Below are 15778 nucleotides of genomic sequence, written 5' to 3' on the forward strand. Positions count from 1 at the left end.
GCGAACCTCCGTCGTCCCGGCCAAGCGAAGCGCGAGCCGGGACCCATAACCACCGATGATTATGTTGCGACTGGCTGGAGCCACAGCCGAAGCAAACAATGAACGCCTGTGGTTATGGGTCCCTGCGTTCGCAGGGACGACAATAACCAAAAACTCAATCCACCATCTCCGCGACCGCCTTGCCGCACGCGGTCGTGTCGGCATTACCACCAAGATCCCGCGTCCGCAGCGTGCGTTCGCCCAGCGTGCGCTCGATGGCGCCGACAATCGCGGCCGCGGCCTGCTTCTCGCCGAGATGCTCCAGCATCATCGCGCCGGACCAGATCATGCCGATCGGGTTGGCGATGCCTTGGCCAGCGATATCCGGCGCCGAGCCATGCACCGGCTCGAACACCGATGGGAAGTTGCCTTCCGGATTGATGTTGCCCGACGGCGCGATGCCGATGGTGCCGGTGCAGGCCGGTCCCAAATCAGAGAGGATATCTCCGAACAAATTCGAGCCGACGACGACATCGAACCAGTCCGGGTGCAGCACGAAGTTCGCGGTCAGGATGTCGATGTGATACTTGTCCCACTTCACGCCAGGGTACTTCTTCGCCATCGCCTCCACGCGCTCATCCCAATAGGGCATCGTGATCGAGATGCCATTGGATTTGGTCGCCGAGGTCAGGTGCTTTTTCGGCCGCGACTGCGCCAGATCGAACGCGAACTTGAGGATGCGGTCCACGCCGGTGCGCGTCATCACCGTCTGCTGGGTGACGAATTCGCGATCGGTATCCGGGAACATGCGCCCGCCGACCGAGGAATATTCGCCCTCGGTGTTTTCACGCACCACCCAGAAATCGATATCGCCGGGCTTGCGGTTGGCGAGCGGCGACGGCACGCCGGGCATCAGCCGCACCGGGCGCAGGTTGACGTATTGATCGAACTCGCGGCGGAACTTGATCAGCGAGCCCCACAGGGAAATGTGATCGGGAATCTTAGCGGGCCAGCCGACTGCGCCGAAATAGATCGCATCGTGCTTGCCGATTTTCGCCTTCCAGTCCTCCGGCATCATCTCGCCGTGCTTTTCGTAATAGTCCCAGGACGCGAAATCGAAATGGTCGAAATGCACGGAAACGCCGTGCTTTTTCGCCGCCGCCTCCAGCACGCGCAGCCCCTCCGGGATCACTTCCTTGCCGATGCCGTCACCGGGAATGACCGCGATCCGATACTGCTTTTTGGCGCTGCTCATCGAGAGTTTCCTTGTTGTCCTGCCGGCCGCTAATGCCGGTTATTTGATCGGCTTGCAATGGACCAAACCTGCCGCTTGCGCAACGCTGCACTGCAATGTTGACCGTCACGGTGCCCGCCGCTTACCAATTTCGCTGACCGTCTTCCACCCTCCTCTCACCACACGAGAATCCCATGGACCTGCATCTCCGCGGCAAGCGTGTCCTGATCACCGGCGCCTCCAAGGGCATCGGCGCGGCCGCGGCCGAAGCCTTTGCCGAGGAGGGCTGCGACGTCATGCTGGCCGCCCGCAGCGGCGAGCAGTTGAAAGCGCTGACAGAGCGGCTGCGCTCGGCGCACCAGATCGGCGCGACCGCCCATGTCGTCGACCTGCGCAATGGCGAGGACATCGCAAGACTTGCCAAAGAAGCCGCCGACATCGACATCCTCGTCAACAATGCCGGCGACATCCCCGGCGGCTCGATCGACAAGATCGACGAGGCGACCTGGCGCCACGCCTGGGAGCTGAAGGTGTTCGGCTACATCAATCTCACCCGCGCGATCTATGCGCAGATGAAGGCGCGTGGCGGCGGCGTCATTGTCAACGACATCGGCGCCGCCGGCGAAAAATTCGATGCCAACTACATCTGCGGCAGTGCCGGCAACGCCGCGCTGATGGCATTCACCCGCGCGCTCGGGGGCAAAAGCCTTGCCGACAATATCCGCGTCGTTGGCATCAACCCCGGCCCGGTCGGCACCGACCGCCACGTCACGCTCCTGAAGACGCGGGCCAAGAACCAGTTCGGCGATGAAAGCCGTTACAAGGAATTCCAGAAGAACATGCCGCTCCGCCGCCCGGCGCATGCGCGCGAGATCGGCGATCTCATGGCGTTTCTGGCGTCTGATAGGTCGGGGTATACGTCGGGGGTGATCTTTACGGTGGATGGCGGATATACGGCGGGGTGGGGTTAGGTCGCGCTGCACCGTCATGCATTATCTTCGGTCGGCCACTACTTCCATGCGTTTCCACTTTGCCGAAAAATGTTCTACAGCACGATCAGCGATCGAGAAAACCGAAGCAGGAGTATTCGAAGTGGCTGATCAGGGGCTGGTGCGTGAGACGGCGATTGCTGTTGTCGGCAAATTGAAAGCGGGCGAAGTCACGCCGCTCGATCTGCTCGACGTGCTGGAAAAGCGCATCGCCGAAGTCGACGGCAAGGTCAACGCGTTGCCGACGCTGTGCTTCGATCGCGCCCGCAAGCACGCCACCGCTCTGATGAAGAAGCCGGTAGCGGAGCGCGGCCTGCTCGCGGGACTTCCGATCCCGATCAAGGACCTCACCAATGTCGCCGGCGTGCTGACCACGCAGGGGTCGCCGATCTACAAGGACACGATCCCGGCAAAGTCGGACATCCTGGTCGAACATCTCGAGAGCAATGGCGGGGTGATCTACGCCAAGTCCAACACGCCGGAGTTCGGCGCCGGCGCCAACACCTTCAACGAAGTATTCGGCCCGACGCGCAATCCGTGGGACACCTCGCGCTCCGCCGCCGGCTCCTCGGGCGGCGCAGCGGTCGCGCTCGCCACCGGCACGGCCTGGCTGGCGCATGGCTCGGACATGGGCGGCAGCTTGCGCAACCCCGCGAGCTTCTGCGGCATCGTCGGATTGCGGCCGAGCATCGGCCGCGTCGCGCATACGGTCGCCGCGGCGGTCGACCGCAATCTCGGCGTCCAAGGTCCGATGGCACGCAACGTCGAAGACGTCGCGCTGCTGCTCGATGCCATGAGCGGCGAGCACCCCGCCGATCCGCTGTCGCTGCCGGTGCTGCCGAATTCGTTTCTCGCAGCCGCCCGTTCCGGCAACAAGCCGAAGCGCATCGCCTATTCGCCCGATCTCGGCATCACACCGGTCGACCCTGAAGTCGCAACCGTCACCCGCAAGGCGGCGCAGCGTTTTGCGGAAGCGGGCGCCATCGTGGAGGAAGCCCATCCCGATCTGCGCGAGGCCCATGAATGCTTCCACGTGCTGCGCGCCTTCGATTTCGCGCTCTCGAAGGCGGCGCTGCTGCGCACGAAACGCGACCTGCTCAAACCCGAAGTGATCTGGAACATCGAGGAAGGCCTCAAGCTGACGGTCGAGCAGCTCGAGCGCGCCGAGGCGCAGCGCGTCGCGATGACCGCGCGCACGCTGGAATTTTTCGACAAGTACGATCTGTTGCTTTGCCCCGCCACGATCGTTCCGCCCTTCCCGGTCGAGAACCGTTACGTCGCCGAATGCGCCGGCAAGAAGTTCGACAATTACGTCGAATGGCTCGGCATCGTCTACGCGATCACGCTGGTGTGCTGTCCGGCGCTGTCGTTGCCGTGCGGCTTCACGGCCTCGGGCCTTCCGGTCGGACTGCAGGTGGTCGCGCCGCCGCGCGGCGAGGCGCAATTGCTCGCCGGAGCCAAGGTGCTGGAGGATATTCTCGGCGTTCGCGGCACGACGCCGATCGATCCGAGGGCGCCGAAGTAGACTAGACGTGCTTGCCGATGAGAGGCCCTTCACATGACCCATGAGAATGAGCCGCCGCCCGAGAGCAAGCTGACGCGCAGCAAGGAACGCTGGGCGAGAGAAGGCAAGTTCCTCACTGGGAAGACCTCGCGGCCTGAAGACCAACGGCTGCCGCCAGGGCAGCATCTGACCAGGGATTGGCCGACACTCGATCTGGGACTGACACCCAATATTTCCCGCGAACGCTGGCGGCTTGACGTCTACGGCGCAGTCGAAAAGCCGATCTTCTGGGATTTTGCGCAGTTCACGGCCCAGCCGCAGAGCAAGTTCATATCCGACATTCACTGCGTCACGACCTGGTCGCGCTACGACAATCAATGGGAGGGCCTGGCAACGCGTGACCTCCTGGACACCTGCCGGCCGCGCGAGGAAGCGCGATTCGTGGTGCTGCATTCCCATGACGGCTACACCACCAACCTAGCGCTGGAAGATTTCGCCGCCGAGGACGCCCTGCTCGCCCATAGCTGGTCGGGTGCCCCGCTGGAGCAGGAGCATGGCGGCCCGGTGCGGCTGGTGGTGCCGCATCTCTATTTCTGGAAGAGCGCGAAATGGCTGCAGAGCATTGAGTTTCTGGCAGAGGATGCGCCGGGCTATTGGGAAGTACGCGGCTATCACAACCGCGGCGATCCGTGGGCCGAGCAGCGCTATTCAGGCGATTGAAGCCAAGTCCGAGGGAGAACAGCCGTGCCGAACGAACGCTTTCAATTCACTGGCGAAGGCGGCCATCAGCTTGCCGCTGCCCTCGATATCCCGGATGGCCCGGTGCAGGCCTACGCGCTGTTTGCGCATTGCTTCACCTGCGGCAAGGATGTGCTGGCGGCGAAGCGCATTGCGACCGCGCTCACCGCAAAAGGCATCGCGGTGTTGCGGTTTGATTTTACGGGGCTCGGCTCCAGCGAGGGAGAATTTGCCAACTCGACCTTCTCATCGAACGTTGCCGATCTGGTCCACGCCGCCGACCACTTGCGCGAAACTCACGGGGCGCCCGCGATCCTGATCGGCCATAGTCTCGGCGGGGCGGCGATCCTTGCCGCGGCCGGGCAGATCCCGGAGGCAAAGGCGGTCGTCACCATCGCCGCCCCCTCCGATCCCGTGCACGTCACGCATCTCTTCAGGGATCGCCTCGAAGACATCCGCACGCACGGCACGGTGGAGGTTCAGCTCGCCGGGCGGCCGTTTCACATCAAGCGCGAATTTCTCGACGACATCGCCGAACAAAGCCTGGCTGCGCATATCGCAAACCTTCACAAGGCGCTGCTGATCATGCATTCGCCGACGGACGACACGGTCGGCATCGACAACGCCACCAGGATTTTTGTTGCAGCCAAACATCCCAAGAGTTTTATGTCGTTGTCGGGCTCTGATCATCTGCTCAGCGAGAAGCGCGACGGCGCCTATGTCGCCGGCGTCATCGCCGCCTGGGCCGAGCGCTATATCGAGCCCGCCGCCGCGCAGCCTGTTCCTGCTGCGAGCGAAGCGCCACGCAACGTCGTGGTGCGCGAAACCCGCAGCAGCAAGTTTCAGCAGATCGTCACCGCCGGTCCCCATGAGATGGTGGCGGATGAGCCTGTTGCCCTCGGCGGCCAGGATAGCGGACCCGGGCCATATGACTTCTTGCTCGCCGGCCTTGGCGCCTGCACGTCCATGACGATGCGGATGTATGCCGACCGCAAATCGCTGCCCATGGACCGCGTCACCGTGACGCTGAAGCACAGCAAGATTCACGCAAAGGATTGCGAGGAATGCGAAACGCGGGAAGGCATGCTGGATCAGATCGACAGGGTGATCGCCATCGAGGGCAGCGCACTCGACGCCGATCAACGCGCGCGTCTGATGGAGATCGCCGACAAGTGCCCGGTGCACCGGACGCTGACGTCGAAGATACGGATCGTGACGAAGACGGCGGATTGACGAAGTAACCTCTCCCCGCGAAGAGCGGGGAGAGGGAGAAGATCAAGCCGCCGCCAGCGGCCGAACCCGCAGCGCGCCGCGCAGGCCGGCGGCGGTGCCGACGAGGATGCCTGCGAAGGCGATCAATGACGCCAGCGCCAGCGTGGAAAATCCTGTCAGGCCCTGCCCAATCGAGCAGCCGAACGCCATGACGCCGCCGATGCCCATCAGCGCGGCGCCACTGCCGGAGCGCAGCATGTGGCGCGGCGACTGATAGCCTTCGAGCTGAAAGCGTCCGGTTAACAGCGCCGTCACGAGGCTGCCGGCGAACACGCCAAACACGGTGACGATGCCGAAATTGAGCGTCGAGCCCGTCGACAGCATGACGTATTGAAGGGCGTCCGCGATCGGCGCGATGAAGGTGAGCGAGGTCACCGGCGTGGGATTGAAATCGTCGGCGCCGAGATAGCCGGTGGCAAACCAACCGGCTGCCACCAAGAGGCCGATGACGAGCCCCGCGGCGATCTGGCCCGGCGACCGCCGGAACGCCGGATGCGCAAAGGCAAAAATGATCAGCGCGGCGGAGATGACCGAGGCGGCCAGCATGCGCGCGGCTGTTGCACTCAAGCCCGTGCCGGCGAGCAACGCAGGCACCGAGTTCGCCGCCGCCGTGGTCTGTGACGCCCCGACCATTGCGATGCGTGACGGGGCGATCAGGCCTTTCAACGTCATCTGCGCAAAGATGGCCAGCACGACCACCACCACGAAGGAACGGAGATTGCCGCGGCCGAGCAGTACCAGCGCGCGCGAGCCGCAGCCGTTCGAAAGCACCATGCCGTAGCCGAACAACAGCCCGCCGAAGAACATCACCGGCGCGGAGAATGACGGCTGCAGATAGATCGACTTGCCGATATCGACGAGGCCGCCTGCCGCCAGCAACTGAGTCATGGCCACCGCGACGCCGATCGCCAGCGCGTAGGTGCGCACCAGCCGGCCATCGCCTTCAGCCCAAAAACCCCTGAGGCTGCTGAGCAGGCAAAACCCGCTCAACAATCCAACCGATCCGTAGACGAGACCGATCAATAATCCGCTGATGACGACGATATTGGCACTGTCCAGCACTGATGTTTTCCCGTCCCGGCGCGGCCGATCCATCCGTTGCCGCTCAAATAGGAAGCAATTTCAGCGGTTGCTAATATGTTGGAAATCTGCGCGCGTCCACGCCTGGACGATGCGGAGAATGAATCGACCATCATGCTCGGCGACGGCGGAATAAAATCATTGCGCACAGGCGGCGGACGGCAGGTTTGTTCCCTATGAAAAAATGGAAAAATCCTGCGCTTCCGGCGAATGCTTTTTCAAGGCCGCAGGATCACCCGATCGCGCGACGAGCCGGCGACCGCGATGAAGGCAGCGCGGGCCTGCTCCAGCGGATAGATCGCGGCCGGCTTGATCGGGAACGGCTTGAGATGGCCGCTGGCGAAGCCGGGGCCGAGCTCCCGGAGCACCGCACCGGTCGCAATCGACGACAGGCCGAGCGTGTCGATGCCGACATAGGTGTGCTGGCCGCGATAGAATTCCAAAATATTGAACTGCACGATGCGGTCGACGGCGGCGATCAGGATCTGCCGCCCGCGCAAGCCAAGCGATTTGTGCGCAGCGTCGAAATAGGGATCACCGACGGTGTTGAACACGATGTCGGCGCCCTTGCCGCTGGTGAGTTCGCGCACGCGTGCCGCGACATCGATGGCGGAAGCGTCGATGACTTCGACAGAAGAATTGGCGTGACCTTCGTAGGGTTCGCTCTTGCGCACAACGCCGACCACCCGCGCGCCGTGCCAGCTCGCGATCTGCACCGCCGCCTGCCCCACCTTGCCGTTGACGCCCATGACCAGCACGGTCTCGGCGGCCTTGGGAATGCCGGCGCGGCGCAGACCTTCCATCGCGGTGACGAAGGGTACACCGATGCCGGCGGCCTCTTCCCATGAAATGCTTTTGGGTTTCTCCACGACGGCGTCGGCTTCGACCACGAGATGCGTGGCATGGGTGCCATCGCGGCGAATACCGAGATCGCCGGAGGAGCCGAACACCTCGCGCCCGATCCAACCTTGGGGACCATCGATGACAACGCCTGCATAGTCGCGGCCGGGCGTGCGCGGAAAGACCGCATAGGACATCAGCCCGGTCGCGGCCTTAACGTCCGATGGATTGACGGCGGCGGCTTTGATTTCGATCAGCAACTCGTTGCCGAAACGCGACAACGAGCGCGTCTCGATCACGGGCGCAAGTGAGGCGGCATCGGCCGCTTTTGCCGGCAGGCGGACGCAGCGGGCCTGCACCGTGGCAGGTCCAACATCGGAATTTTCGGCAACTAACATTAGAGATTCCCGCTCGGCTTCTGAGCAGGAGTTACCCTTTCGGCCGCTTGTCGTAAACACGTTTCGCCTTGCCGAGCGAACGTTCGAGCGTGTCGGGCGCCACGGCCTTGATGCGCGCGGTGATGCCGATGGTGTTCTTGATGAAGAGCGCGACCTTTTCGGCATCCACCTGCAAGCCATTGCCGTCCCAGCTTTCGGGGCGGGCTTCGGCGAGCACGGTCATCTTGTCCATCCGCCCTTCGCGCGTCAGTTCGATGATGAAATGGCCGCCGCACCAGTCGGTGGCGAGCAGCGCTTCCTCGATCTGGGTCGGGAACACGTTGACGCCGCGCAGGATGATCATGTCGTCGGAGCGGCCCGTGACCTTCTCCATGCGCCGCATGCCGGGCCGCGCGGTGCCCGGCAACAGCCGCGTCAGGTCGCGGGTGCGGTAGCGGATGATCGGGAAGCCTTGCTTGGTCAGCGAGGTAAACACAAGTTCGCCCTTCTCGCCGTCCGGCAATACCGCACCAGTCTCGGGGTCGATCACCTCGGGATAGAAATGATCCTCCCAGATGTGCAGGCCGTCCTTGGTCTCCAGGCATTCCTGCGCCACCCCGGGGCCGATCACTTCCGACAGCCCGTAAATGTCGGTCGCGTCCATGTCGAAGGCCTGTTCGATCTCGGCGCGCATCGCGTTGGTCCAGGGTTCGGCGCCGAAGATGCCGAACTTCAACGACGATTTGCGCGGGTCGAGACCTTGCCGCTTGAACTCGTCGAGAATGGCCAGCATGTAGCTCGGCGTCACCGTGATGATATCGGGCTTGAAATCGTTGATCAGTTGCACCTGACGCTCAGTCATGCCGCCGGAGACCGGCACCACCGTGCAGCCGAGCTTTTCGGCACCGTAATGCACGCCCAGCCCGCCGGTGAACAGGCCATAGCCATAGGCGTTGTGAATGATCATTCCGCTGCGGCCACCCGCGGCGCGGATCGATCGCGCCATCGCCTCCGACCAGATGTCGATATCGCCTTGCGTGTAGCCGACCACGATCGGCTTGCCCGTTGTGCCCGAGGACGCGTGGACGCGGACCAGCTTTTCGCGGGGCACGGCGAACATGTTGAAGGGATAATTGTCGCGGAGATCGGTCTTCGCCGTGAACGGGAACTTGGCGAGATCGGAAAGCTGCTTGAAATCGGAGGGATGCACACCGGTCGCATCGAACGCTTTGCGGTAATGCGCGACATTATCGTAGGCATGCTGGAGCGACCAGGCGAGACGTTTGGTTTGCAACGCCATGATCTCGTCGCGCGAGGCCCGCTCAGCCTCATCCAATTCAGCGCTGTAACCGCTTCCGCTGGATTTCAATCTTGCCATGGCCATGGCGCGTTCCTCTTGCTCTGGATTCCTACTTTGCATCGCTATTCGCGGCCGGCAGCCAAGTGCCGGCGATCGTACGCGAGTGACCGCGGAACTCCGCAATCACGACATCGCCCGCGGTGACGCGGACGTCATAAATCCCGGAGCGGCCGTTGCGCGAAATTTCGCGTGCGGTCGCCACCAGCACGTCGCCGAGCTTGCCGGGGCGAATGAAGGCGATGTCGCATTGCGCGGCGACCGCGCGCTCATTGCGGGAATTACAGGCAAAGGCGAAGGTGGAATCGGCGAGGAGAAAAATGAAGCCGCCATGGGCGATGCGCTGGCCGTTGACCATGTGCGGCTCGACCGTCATCGTCAGCGTCGCCTGCCCCGGCTTGACCTCGACAATTTTCATGCCGAGGCCCTTGCTGGCATCGTCTTCCTTCCACATCGCCTCCGCACAGGCGCAGGCGATCTCGTCGGGCGAAAGCGCGACGTTCATAACGGTGTGCCCGCTCTGCGAGACGGTTTCAAGACGTTCTCTCCCTTGTGTGCGCGGGCCTGTTATCAGGCCTCTTTGCGTAGTGTCTTAGTGTTGAGTCGAAGCACACGAGGTGTCAACGAGCCCGCATCTCTTAGCTTCAACCACCTCTGTCATTCCGGAATGACGACTTCACTAAACGTGGTCGTAATCCACCACGACCTTATCTGAACACGGCCGCGCCTGACAGGTCAGGATAAATCCCGCCTTCAGTTCCCACGGCTCCAGCGAATAGTTGACTTCCATTTGCGCCTCGCCCTCGACCAGCTTGGCGCGGCAGGTCGAGCACATGCCGCCCTTGCAGGCGAACGGCAGATCCATACCGGCGCGCAACGCGGCGTCGAGAATGGCCTCTCCTTCAGCAACCGGCACCTCACGGCGCTTGCCGTCGATGATCAGCGAGGCCATCGCCTTCGGCGGCGCAGACGGTTCGATCACCTTCTTCGCGCGCGGCTTGCCGCCGAATTCCGAGACGAAGCGCTCGACGTGAATGCGATCCTCAGGGATGCCGATGTCGCGGCAGGTCGCCTCGATGTCCTCGCTCATGCCGGCGGGACCGCAGATGAAGACGTGATCGACGTGTGCGGCCGGCACCAGCGAGCGCAACAGCACGCGCACTTTCGCGCCATCGAGCCGGCCGTGCAGGATCGGGATGTCCTGCTCCTCACCCGAGATGACGTGGAATAGCGACAACCGCTGCATGAAGCGGTCTTTCAATTCCTCGAGCTCTTCGAGGAACAGCATGTTTGATGTCGTGCGGTTGCCGTAAAACAGGAAGAAGCGGCTATTCGGCTCGCGCGCCAGCACGCCTTTGACGATCGACAGGATCGGCGTAATGCCGCTTCCTGCGGCAAATCCGACATAGACCCTCGCCTCATCCGGCGCAGGGGCGACGCCGAAACGGCCGGTTGGCGTCATCACGTCGAGTTCGTCGCCGGCTTTCAATTCGTCCGCTGCCCAGTTCGAAAACGCGCCGCCGTCGACCTTCTTCACCGCGATGCGCAACTCGCCGTCGTCAGGCCCCGAGCAGATCGAATAGGAGCGGCGCACTTCCTCGCCGTCCATCGTGGTACGCAAAGTGAGGTATTGTCCCGGCGCAAAGCTGTAGTCGCCTTCCAGCTCCTTCGGAATGGTGAAGGTCATGGACACGGCGTCGGCGGCCTCCCAGCGGAGGTCGTTGACGGCAAGGCGATGGAAACGCGGCGCTACAGACATGATCAATGACACTTGAAATAATCAAAGGGTTCGCGGCAGGCCTTGCAACGCCATAGCGCCTTGCAGGAGGTCGAACCGAACTCGGACAGCAGCTCGGTGTTTTGCGAGCCGCATTGCGGGCACGCCACCTGCTGTTCACCGAACAGCGCGCGGCGCGAGCCTGAGGCCTGCGGTGGGGCGATGCCATATTCCCGGAGCTTGTTGCGGCCATCCTCGCTCATCCAGTCCGTGGTCCAGGCCGGCGACAGCACGGTGCGGACCGTCGGGCGCGGCATTCCCGCGCGTTCCAGCGCCAGCTCGATCTCGAGCGCGATCATGTTCATCGCCGGACAGCCGGAATAAGTGGGCGTAATCGCGACCTCGACGCGGCCGTCGTGGACCTCGACCTCGCGCAGCACGCCGAGATCGGCAATGGTCAGCACCGGTATTTCGGGATCGACCACCCGTGACGCGGCGTCCCAGGCGCGCTGGCGCAGGTCGGCATCGCTGAGGATGGCGGCTACCATGTCGCCCCCGGAAGGGTTCGCTGCATCGATTGCAGTTCGCTGAGGAGATGGCCGAGATGTTCGCTGTGCCGGCCGCTGCGGCCACCCTGCTGCATCCAGTTATTATCGGGCAAAACAAGCGTCGCTTCGCGGACGACATCCGATACCGTCTTCAGCCATTGCGGACGCAAGGTGGCAGGGTTGATCGCAATGCCGGCATCGATCAGGCCGCGCTCGCTGTCGTCGACCTCAAACATCTCGCCGGTGAACGCCCAGAGCTCGTCGATCGCCGCTTGCGTGCGGCGGTGGCTTTCCTCGGTGCCATCGCCGAGACGGACGATCCATTCCGAGGAATGCCGGACGTGATAGGCGCTTTCCTTTTCCGACTTCGCCGCGATCGCCGCCAGCGTCGCGTCGGTGGAACGCATCATCGCGCGCCAATAGAGATCGGCGAACGTCGCGTAGAAGAACTGCCGCACCATGGTGCGCGCGAAATCGCCGTTCGGCTGTTCCAGCAGCAGGAGATTGCGGTACTGCCTGACATCGCGGAGATAAGCGAACTTGTCCTCGTCGTTGCCCTTGCCCTCGACCTTCGCGGCGTAGGTATAGAGCTCGCGCGCCTGGCCGAGCAGATCGAGTCCCATATTGGCGAGCGCCATGTCCTCTTCCAGCATCGGCGCATGGCCGCACCATTCCGAGAGCCGATGGCCCAGGATCAACGCATCATCGGCGCGGCGCAGGGTGTAGAGCACCAGCGGCGTTTCGGAGACCTGGATGTTGGCGACGGTCATTTTCAATCACCTAGTTGCTCAGTCGTCATTGCGAGGATCGATCGACGGAGCAATCCACACTTACGTTGCAGGCTCGATGGATTGCTTCGCTGCGCTCGCGATGACGGAAAGACCTACATATGCCCGACTTCTTCGGGCACGTCGTAAAACGTCGGGTGCCGGTAGATCTTGGATTCCGCCGGCTCGAACATCATGCCTTTCTCGGACGGATCGGACGCGGTGATGGCGCTCGACGGCACCACCCAGATCGAGAGGCCCTCGCCGCGACGGGTGTAGATGTCGCGCGCGGCCTGCAGCGCCAGCGTCGCGTCGGTCGCATGCAGCGAACCGACATGCTTGTGTGCGAGGCCATTGCGGCTGCGAATAAAAACTTCCCAGAGCGGAGTGTTCGGCGTTGCCATTGCGTGTGTCTCCCTACTCGGCCGCCTGCAGCGCAGACCGCTGCCGGCGCTTCCCGGCATAGGCCATCGCCGCTTCGCGTACCCAGGCGCCATCCTCATGCGCCTTGCGCCGCGCCGCCAGACGGTCGCGGTTGCAGGGCCCGTTGCCTGAAAGCACCTGCTTGAACTCTTCCCAGTCGATCGCGCTGTATTCCCAATTGCCGTTGGCGTTCTGCTTCATCCCGGGATCGGGAATCGTCAGCCCGAGGAACTGCGCCTGCGGCACGGTGGCATCGACGAATTTCTGCCGCAGCTCGTCATTGGAGAAGCGCTTGATCTTCCACTTGGTCGAGGTGTCGCTGTGCTGGCTGACCTGATCGGGCGGGCCGAACATCATCAGCACCGGCCACCACCAGCGGTTCAACGCGTCCTGCGCCATCGCCTTCTGTTCGTCGGTGCCGCGGCACAGCGTCAGCATGATTTCAAAACCCTGGCGCTGGTGGAAAGACTCCTCCTTGCAGACGCGGATCATCGCGCGCGCGTAAGGACCATAGGAGCAGCGGCACAGCGGGATCTGGTTCATGATCGCTGCACCATCGACCAGCCAGCCGATGGTGCCGATATCGGCCCAGGTCAGTGTCGGATAATTGAAGATCGAGGAGTATTTTGCTTTCCCCGCCAGCATCGCGTCGACCAACTCTTCGCGCGAAGAGCCGAGCGTCTCGGCGGCGGCGTAGAGATAAAGCCCGTGGCCGCATTCGTCCTGCACTTTGGCCAGCAGCGCCGCCTTGCGGCGCAGCGACGGCGCGCGAGTGATCCAGTTGCCCTCGGGCAGCATGCCGACGATTTCGGAATGCGCGTGCTGGGAAATCTGCCGCGTCAGCGTCTTGCGGTAGGCGGCCGGCATCCAATCGTTGGGCTCGATGCGATCATCGGCGTCGATGCGCGCCTGAAACTGCGCAGCCCGCGCGGCGTCCTCGATGTGGCGGTCGTCGCCATCGGACGTATTGAGCGCCTGCGTGTACATGGCGGACCTCCCGGAATTTGTTGGGAGGAAATATATAACACAAATTATGATATGCAATATATTTCTGTAACATATTTACGGCCCGTCAAACCGCTTCGAAAGTTCCCCGCCGGGCTTTGGCAGGGGTCCGTTTTCGTTGGTCGCATGGCGGTCAAGCCATTGTTCGGACGCGGGAAGTACTGCCCGGTAGATCTCGCCGCACAACGCTCGAGCCGCCCTGCCCGGCCAGTCCGCCGGCAATAACGCGGTCGGCAGCAACGGGTCGCGCAGCACGACGCGGCGGTAATGGTGGATCAGGAGGATCCGCGCGGTGAAGGCGTCGGTCTCGGTCAGCCGCTCGCCGCGGCCGAGCCAGCCGTGCAGCGGCTCGAAGGTCTTCATGAACTTCTGATAGGCGTCGGCGGTGCGATCGAGCGGCCAGCTTTCGCTGAGCAGACGCCGCCCGCTATCGTCTTCCGCCGACACTTCGAGACGAATGGCGCCGGAGGCTTCCGCCGGCACCGGCACGCCCGACGGCGCGACCCAGACACCCGGCAGCGGACTGCCGAAGCCAGCATTCTTCAACGCCTCGCGCGCGGTGTCGCGATCTCCACCATTGCCGATCAGCAGCAGCTCAAATCGCCCGGTCCAGTCCGAGGCCGGCGGGCCATAGATGTGTTTCGTCGCGATATCAAACGTTTGCCGCCCGCTCTGCACGAGGCGATAGAAGCTGTTGCGACCGATTCTATTGCGCTCGAACCAGCCGTCGGCCGTCAGCCGCGACATCGCGGTGCGCACCACGCCGGCGTCGATGTCGAGCTCCTCGAAAAATTCTAGCAGCGTGCCGAGCCAGACCGAGCCGCCGCGCGGCACGATGGCATCACCGAATACGGTGATGACGATCGAGCCAGTGCGCGACGGTTCGCGTTTCAACTGCTGGATAATGCGGGCAAGCGGCGGCGGCATGCGTCAACGCATAGCGCGTTTTGCGGGAGAACGACAATGTCGGTGGTTTTTCCCTCTCCCCGTTCTTCACGAGGAGAGGGTTAGGGTGAGGGGCTGATTCCGCAAATTCGCTGGCGCTGAGTGCGCGGAGAGCTGTCGGAGTTCGCGGCGCCGCTTCAGCGATGCGGATCCGGATACACCAGGCTGCGCCAGCCGCTTCGATCGAACGGTGCCCATTCGCCTTCCGGCTGCGCCAGGCGATCGGCCACTGCGTACACGACCGCCGGGTGGTGGCCCATGCCGCAATGGCTGCTCTCGACCTCGATGCTTTCGGAGGTTGCCGATGCCTTCTCCACGCAGCCCTGCCAGGCGCAGATGCCGTCGGTGCGGCTGAAGATTGCCGTGGTCGGCGCCGGCGGCGTACCTAAGAGCGACCCGCCGAAACGCGGATCCTCTTCGTCGGCGCGGCGGCCGCTCGCCATTTCGTAGACGCGCCAGGCGTTGGTCGCCTTCGGTCCCGACGCAAACGGGCTGCCGAGCGTGATCACCGAGCGCACGCGCTCCGGCATCATCTTGGCTAGCTGGCGCGCGTAGAGACCGCCGAGGCTCCAGCCGACCAGCGAGACCTTGCGGCTGTGCGTGTCGTTCAACTCCTGCACCAGATCGACCATGGCGTTCTGCACGCCGTGGCGCAGGCCGAGGTTGCGCCCCTGACGCCAGCCGCTGACGGCATAGCCGCGTGTACGCAGGAAGCTGCGCAGCGGCCGCGTCGAGGTGTCGGATGCAACAAGGCCGGGCAACACCAATACGGGATGCCCGTCGCCGCGTGGCGCCAGACTCAGCAATGGCAGTGCCCCAAGAAACGCGCCGAGTTCGTGAATGGCACGCCCCTCCAGAAGCATCAGGGTTCTGGAGGGTGGGGCAAGCGTCTGCGCAGCAACGGACATCAGATCTCCTCTCGGGCTCGGCCCCTTACGTCGCGGCAGCCGGCCACCGGTTCAGTTAGACGCCAACGCGGTAGAATCGTTCGGCACTGCAATAT

At 63.3% G+C, this 15778-nt stretch carries 16 protein-coding genes; 4 read left to right on the forward strand and 12 right to left on the reverse strand.

Annotated features, from left to right (window positions below; translation table 11 throughout):
- Positions 1-154: 154 nt before the first annotated feature.
- Entirely contained in the window at positions 155-1234 is a 1080-nt protein-coding gene (locus LMTR13_RS28725; RefSeq protein ID WP_065730710.1) for a tartrate dehydrogenase, read from the reverse strand.
- Between the two features lie 173 nt (positions 1235-1407).
- On the opposite strand from LMTR13_RS28725, the gene LMTR13_RS28730 reads away from it, so the two are divergent.
- The 4 genes from LMTR13_RS28730 (at position 1408) to LMTR13_RS28745 (ending at position 5677) form a co-directional block, all read left to right on the forward strand.
- On the forward strand, positions 1408-2184 hold the full coding sequence (locus LMTR13_RS28730) for an SDR family oxidoreductase (protein ID WP_065730711.1): 777 nt from the start codon (positions 1408-1410) through the stop codon (positions 2182-2184).
- Positions 2185-2305: 121 nt separating this feature from the next.
- Complete coding sequence (locus LMTR13_RS28735) at positions 2306-3727, forward strand: amidase (RefSeq protein WP_065730712.1); 1422 nt, start codon at positions 2306-2308, stop codon at positions 3725-3727.
- Between the two features lie 33 nt (positions 3728-3760).
- Complete coding sequence (locus tag LMTR13_RS28740; protein WP_065730713.1) at positions 3761-4426, forward strand: sulfite oxidase-like oxidoreductase; 666 nt, start codon at positions 3761-3763, stop codon at positions 4424-4426.
- Between the two features lie 24 nt (positions 4427-4450).
- Positions 4451-5677, forward strand: a complete 1227-nt coding sequence (locus LMTR13_RS28745) for a bifunctional alpha/beta hydrolase/OsmC family protein (RefSeq protein ID WP_065730714.1) — start codon at positions 4451-4453, stop codon at positions 5675-5677.
- A 42-nt stretch (positions 5678-5719) separates the two neighbouring features.
- On the opposite strand, the gene LMTR13_RS28750 is transcribed toward LMTR13_RS28745, so the two are convergent.
- From LMTR13_RS28750 to LMTR13_RS28800, 11 genes are all read right to left on the reverse strand, one after another.
- On the reverse strand, positions 5720-6778 hold the full coding sequence (locus LMTR13_RS28750; protein ID WP_236843181.1) for a YeeE/YedE family protein: 1059 nt from the start codon (positions 6776-6778) through the stop codon (positions 5720-5722).
- Between the two features lie 236 nt (positions 6779-7014).
- The gene (locus LMTR13_RS28755; protein WP_065730715.1) at positions 7015-8034 is read right to left on the reverse strand and encodes a quinone oxidoreductase family protein; all 1020 of its coding nucleotides are present in this window, start codon (positions 8032-8034) and stop codon (positions 7015-7017) included.
- Between the two features lie 31 nt (positions 8035-8065).
- Positions 8066-9397, reverse strand: coding sequence for a phenylacetate--CoA ligase PaaK (gene paaK, locus LMTR13_RS28760; protein ID WP_065730716.1), 1332 nt, complete (start codon positions 9395-9397; stop codon positions 8066-8068).
- Between the two features lie 25 nt (positions 9398-9422).
- Entirely contained in the window at positions 9423-9875 is a 453-nt protein-coding gene (gene paaI / locus LMTR13_RS28765) for a hydroxyphenylacetyl-CoA thioesterase PaaI (protein ID WP_065730717.1), read from the reverse strand.
- Between the two features lie 174 nt (positions 9876-10049).
- Positions 10050-11129 (reverse strand): 1,2-phenylacetyl-CoA epoxidase subunit PaaE, encoded by a 1080-nt coding sequence (paaE, locus tag LMTR13_RS28770; protein ID WP_065730718.1) that lies wholly within the window; start codon positions 11127-11129, stop codon positions 10050-10052.
- Between the two features lie 2 nt (positions 11130-11131).
- Complete coding sequence (gene paaD, locus LMTR13_RS28775; RefSeq protein ID WP_065730719.1) at positions 11132-11635, reverse strand: 1,2-phenylacetyl-CoA epoxidase subunit PaaD; 504 nt, start codon at positions 11633-11635, stop codon at positions 11132-11134.
- Complete coding sequence (gene paaC, locus LMTR13_RS28780) at positions 11629-12405, reverse strand: 1,2-phenylacetyl-CoA epoxidase subunit PaaC (RefSeq protein ID WP_065730720.1); 777 nt, start codon at positions 12403-12405, stop codon at positions 11629-11631. The genes paaD and paaC overlap by 7 nt, the downstream gene beginning before the upstream one ends.
- 113 nt (positions 12406-12518) lie before the next feature.
- Complete coding sequence (paaB, locus tag LMTR13_RS28785) at positions 12519-12806, reverse strand: 1,2-phenylacetyl-CoA epoxidase subunit PaaB (protein ID WP_065730721.1); 288 nt, start codon at positions 12804-12806, stop codon at positions 12519-12521.
- 13 nt (positions 12807-12819) lie between these two features.
- Positions 12820-13812 (reverse strand): 1,2-phenylacetyl-CoA epoxidase subunit PaaA, encoded by a 993-nt coding sequence (gene paaA / locus LMTR13_RS28790; protein WP_065730722.1) that lies wholly within the window; start codon positions 13810-13812, stop codon positions 12820-12822.
- A gap of 75 nt (positions 13813-13887) precedes the next feature.
- The gene (gene paaX, locus LMTR13_RS28795) at positions 13888-14757 is read right to left on the reverse strand and encodes a phenylacetic acid degradation operon negative regulatory protein PaaX (RefSeq protein WP_065730723.1); all 870 of its coding nucleotides are present in this window, start codon (positions 14755-14757) and stop codon (positions 13888-13890) included.
- Positions 14758-14912: 155 nt separating this feature from the next.
- Positions 14913-15683: an esterase/lipase family protein gene (locus tag LMTR13_RS28800; protein WP_065730724.1), complete on the reverse strand. Its 771-nt coding sequence runs from the start codon at positions 15681-15683 to the stop codon at positions 14913-14915.
- Positions 15684-15778 lie beyond the last annotated feature (95 nt).

The organism is Bradyrhizobium icense (assembly GCF_001693385.1).
Classification (GTDB): Bacteria; Pseudomonadota; Alphaproteobacteria; order Rhizobiales; family Xanthobacteraceae; genus Bradyrhizobium; species Bradyrhizobium icense.

What these genes read in the sequence shown, in the direction of transcription:
- paaA (WP_065730722.1), bottom strand. Translation starts at nt 13,812, where the DNA reads ATGTACACGCAGGCGCTCAATACGTCCGATGGCGACGACCGCCACATC.
- paaD (WP_065730719.1), bottom strand. Translation starts at nt 11,635, where the DNA reads ATGGTAGCCGCCATCCTCAGCGATGCCGACCTGCGCCAGCGCGCCTGG.
- paaK (WP_065730716.1), bottom strand. Translation starts at nt 9,397, where the DNA reads ATGGCCATGGCAAGATTGAAATCCAGCGGAAGCGGTTACAGCGCTGAA.
- paaI (WP_065730717.1), bottom strand. Translation starts at nt 9,875, where the DNA reads ATGAACGTCGCGCTTTCGCCCGACGAGATCGCCTGCGCCTGTGCGGAG.
- LMTR13_RS28730 (WP_065730711.1), top strand. Translation starts at nt 1,408, where the DNA reads ATGGACCTGCATCTCCGCGGCAAGCGTGTCCTGATCACCGGCGCCTCC.
- LMTR13_RS28740 (WP_065730713.1), top strand. Translation starts at nt 3,761, where the DNA reads ATGACCCATGAGAATGAGCCGCCGCCCGAGAGCAAGCTGACGCGCAGC.
- paaE (WP_065730718.1), bottom strand. Translation starts at nt 11,129, where the DNA reads ATGTCTGTAGCGCCGCGTTTCCATCGCCTTGCCGTCAACGACCTCCGC.
- LMTR13_RS28800 (WP_065730724.1), bottom strand. Translation starts at nt 15,683, where the DNA reads ATGTCCGTTGCTGCGCAGACGCTTGCCCCACCCTCCAGAACCCTGATG.
- paaB (WP_065730721.1), bottom strand. Translation starts at nt 12,806, where the DNA reads ATGGCAACGCCGAACACTCCGCTCTGGGAAGTTTTTATTCGCAGCCGC.
- LMTR13_RS28725 (WP_065730710.1), bottom strand. Translation starts at nt 1,234, where the DNA reads ATGAGCAGCGCCAAAAAGCAGTATCGGATCGCGGTCATTCCCGGTGAC.
- paaC (WP_065730720.1), bottom strand. Translation starts at nt 12,405, where the DNA reads ATGACCGTCGCCAACATCCAGGTCTCCGAAACGCCGCTGGTGCTCTAC.
- paaX (WP_065730723.1), bottom strand. Translation starts at nt 14,757, where the DNA reads ATGCCGCCGCCGCTTGCCCGCATTATCCAGCAGTTGAAACGCGAACCG.
- LMTR13_RS28755 (WP_065730715.1), bottom strand. Translation starts at nt 8,034, where the DNA reads ATGTTAGTTGCCGAAAATTCCGATGTTGGACCTGCCACGGTGCAGGCC.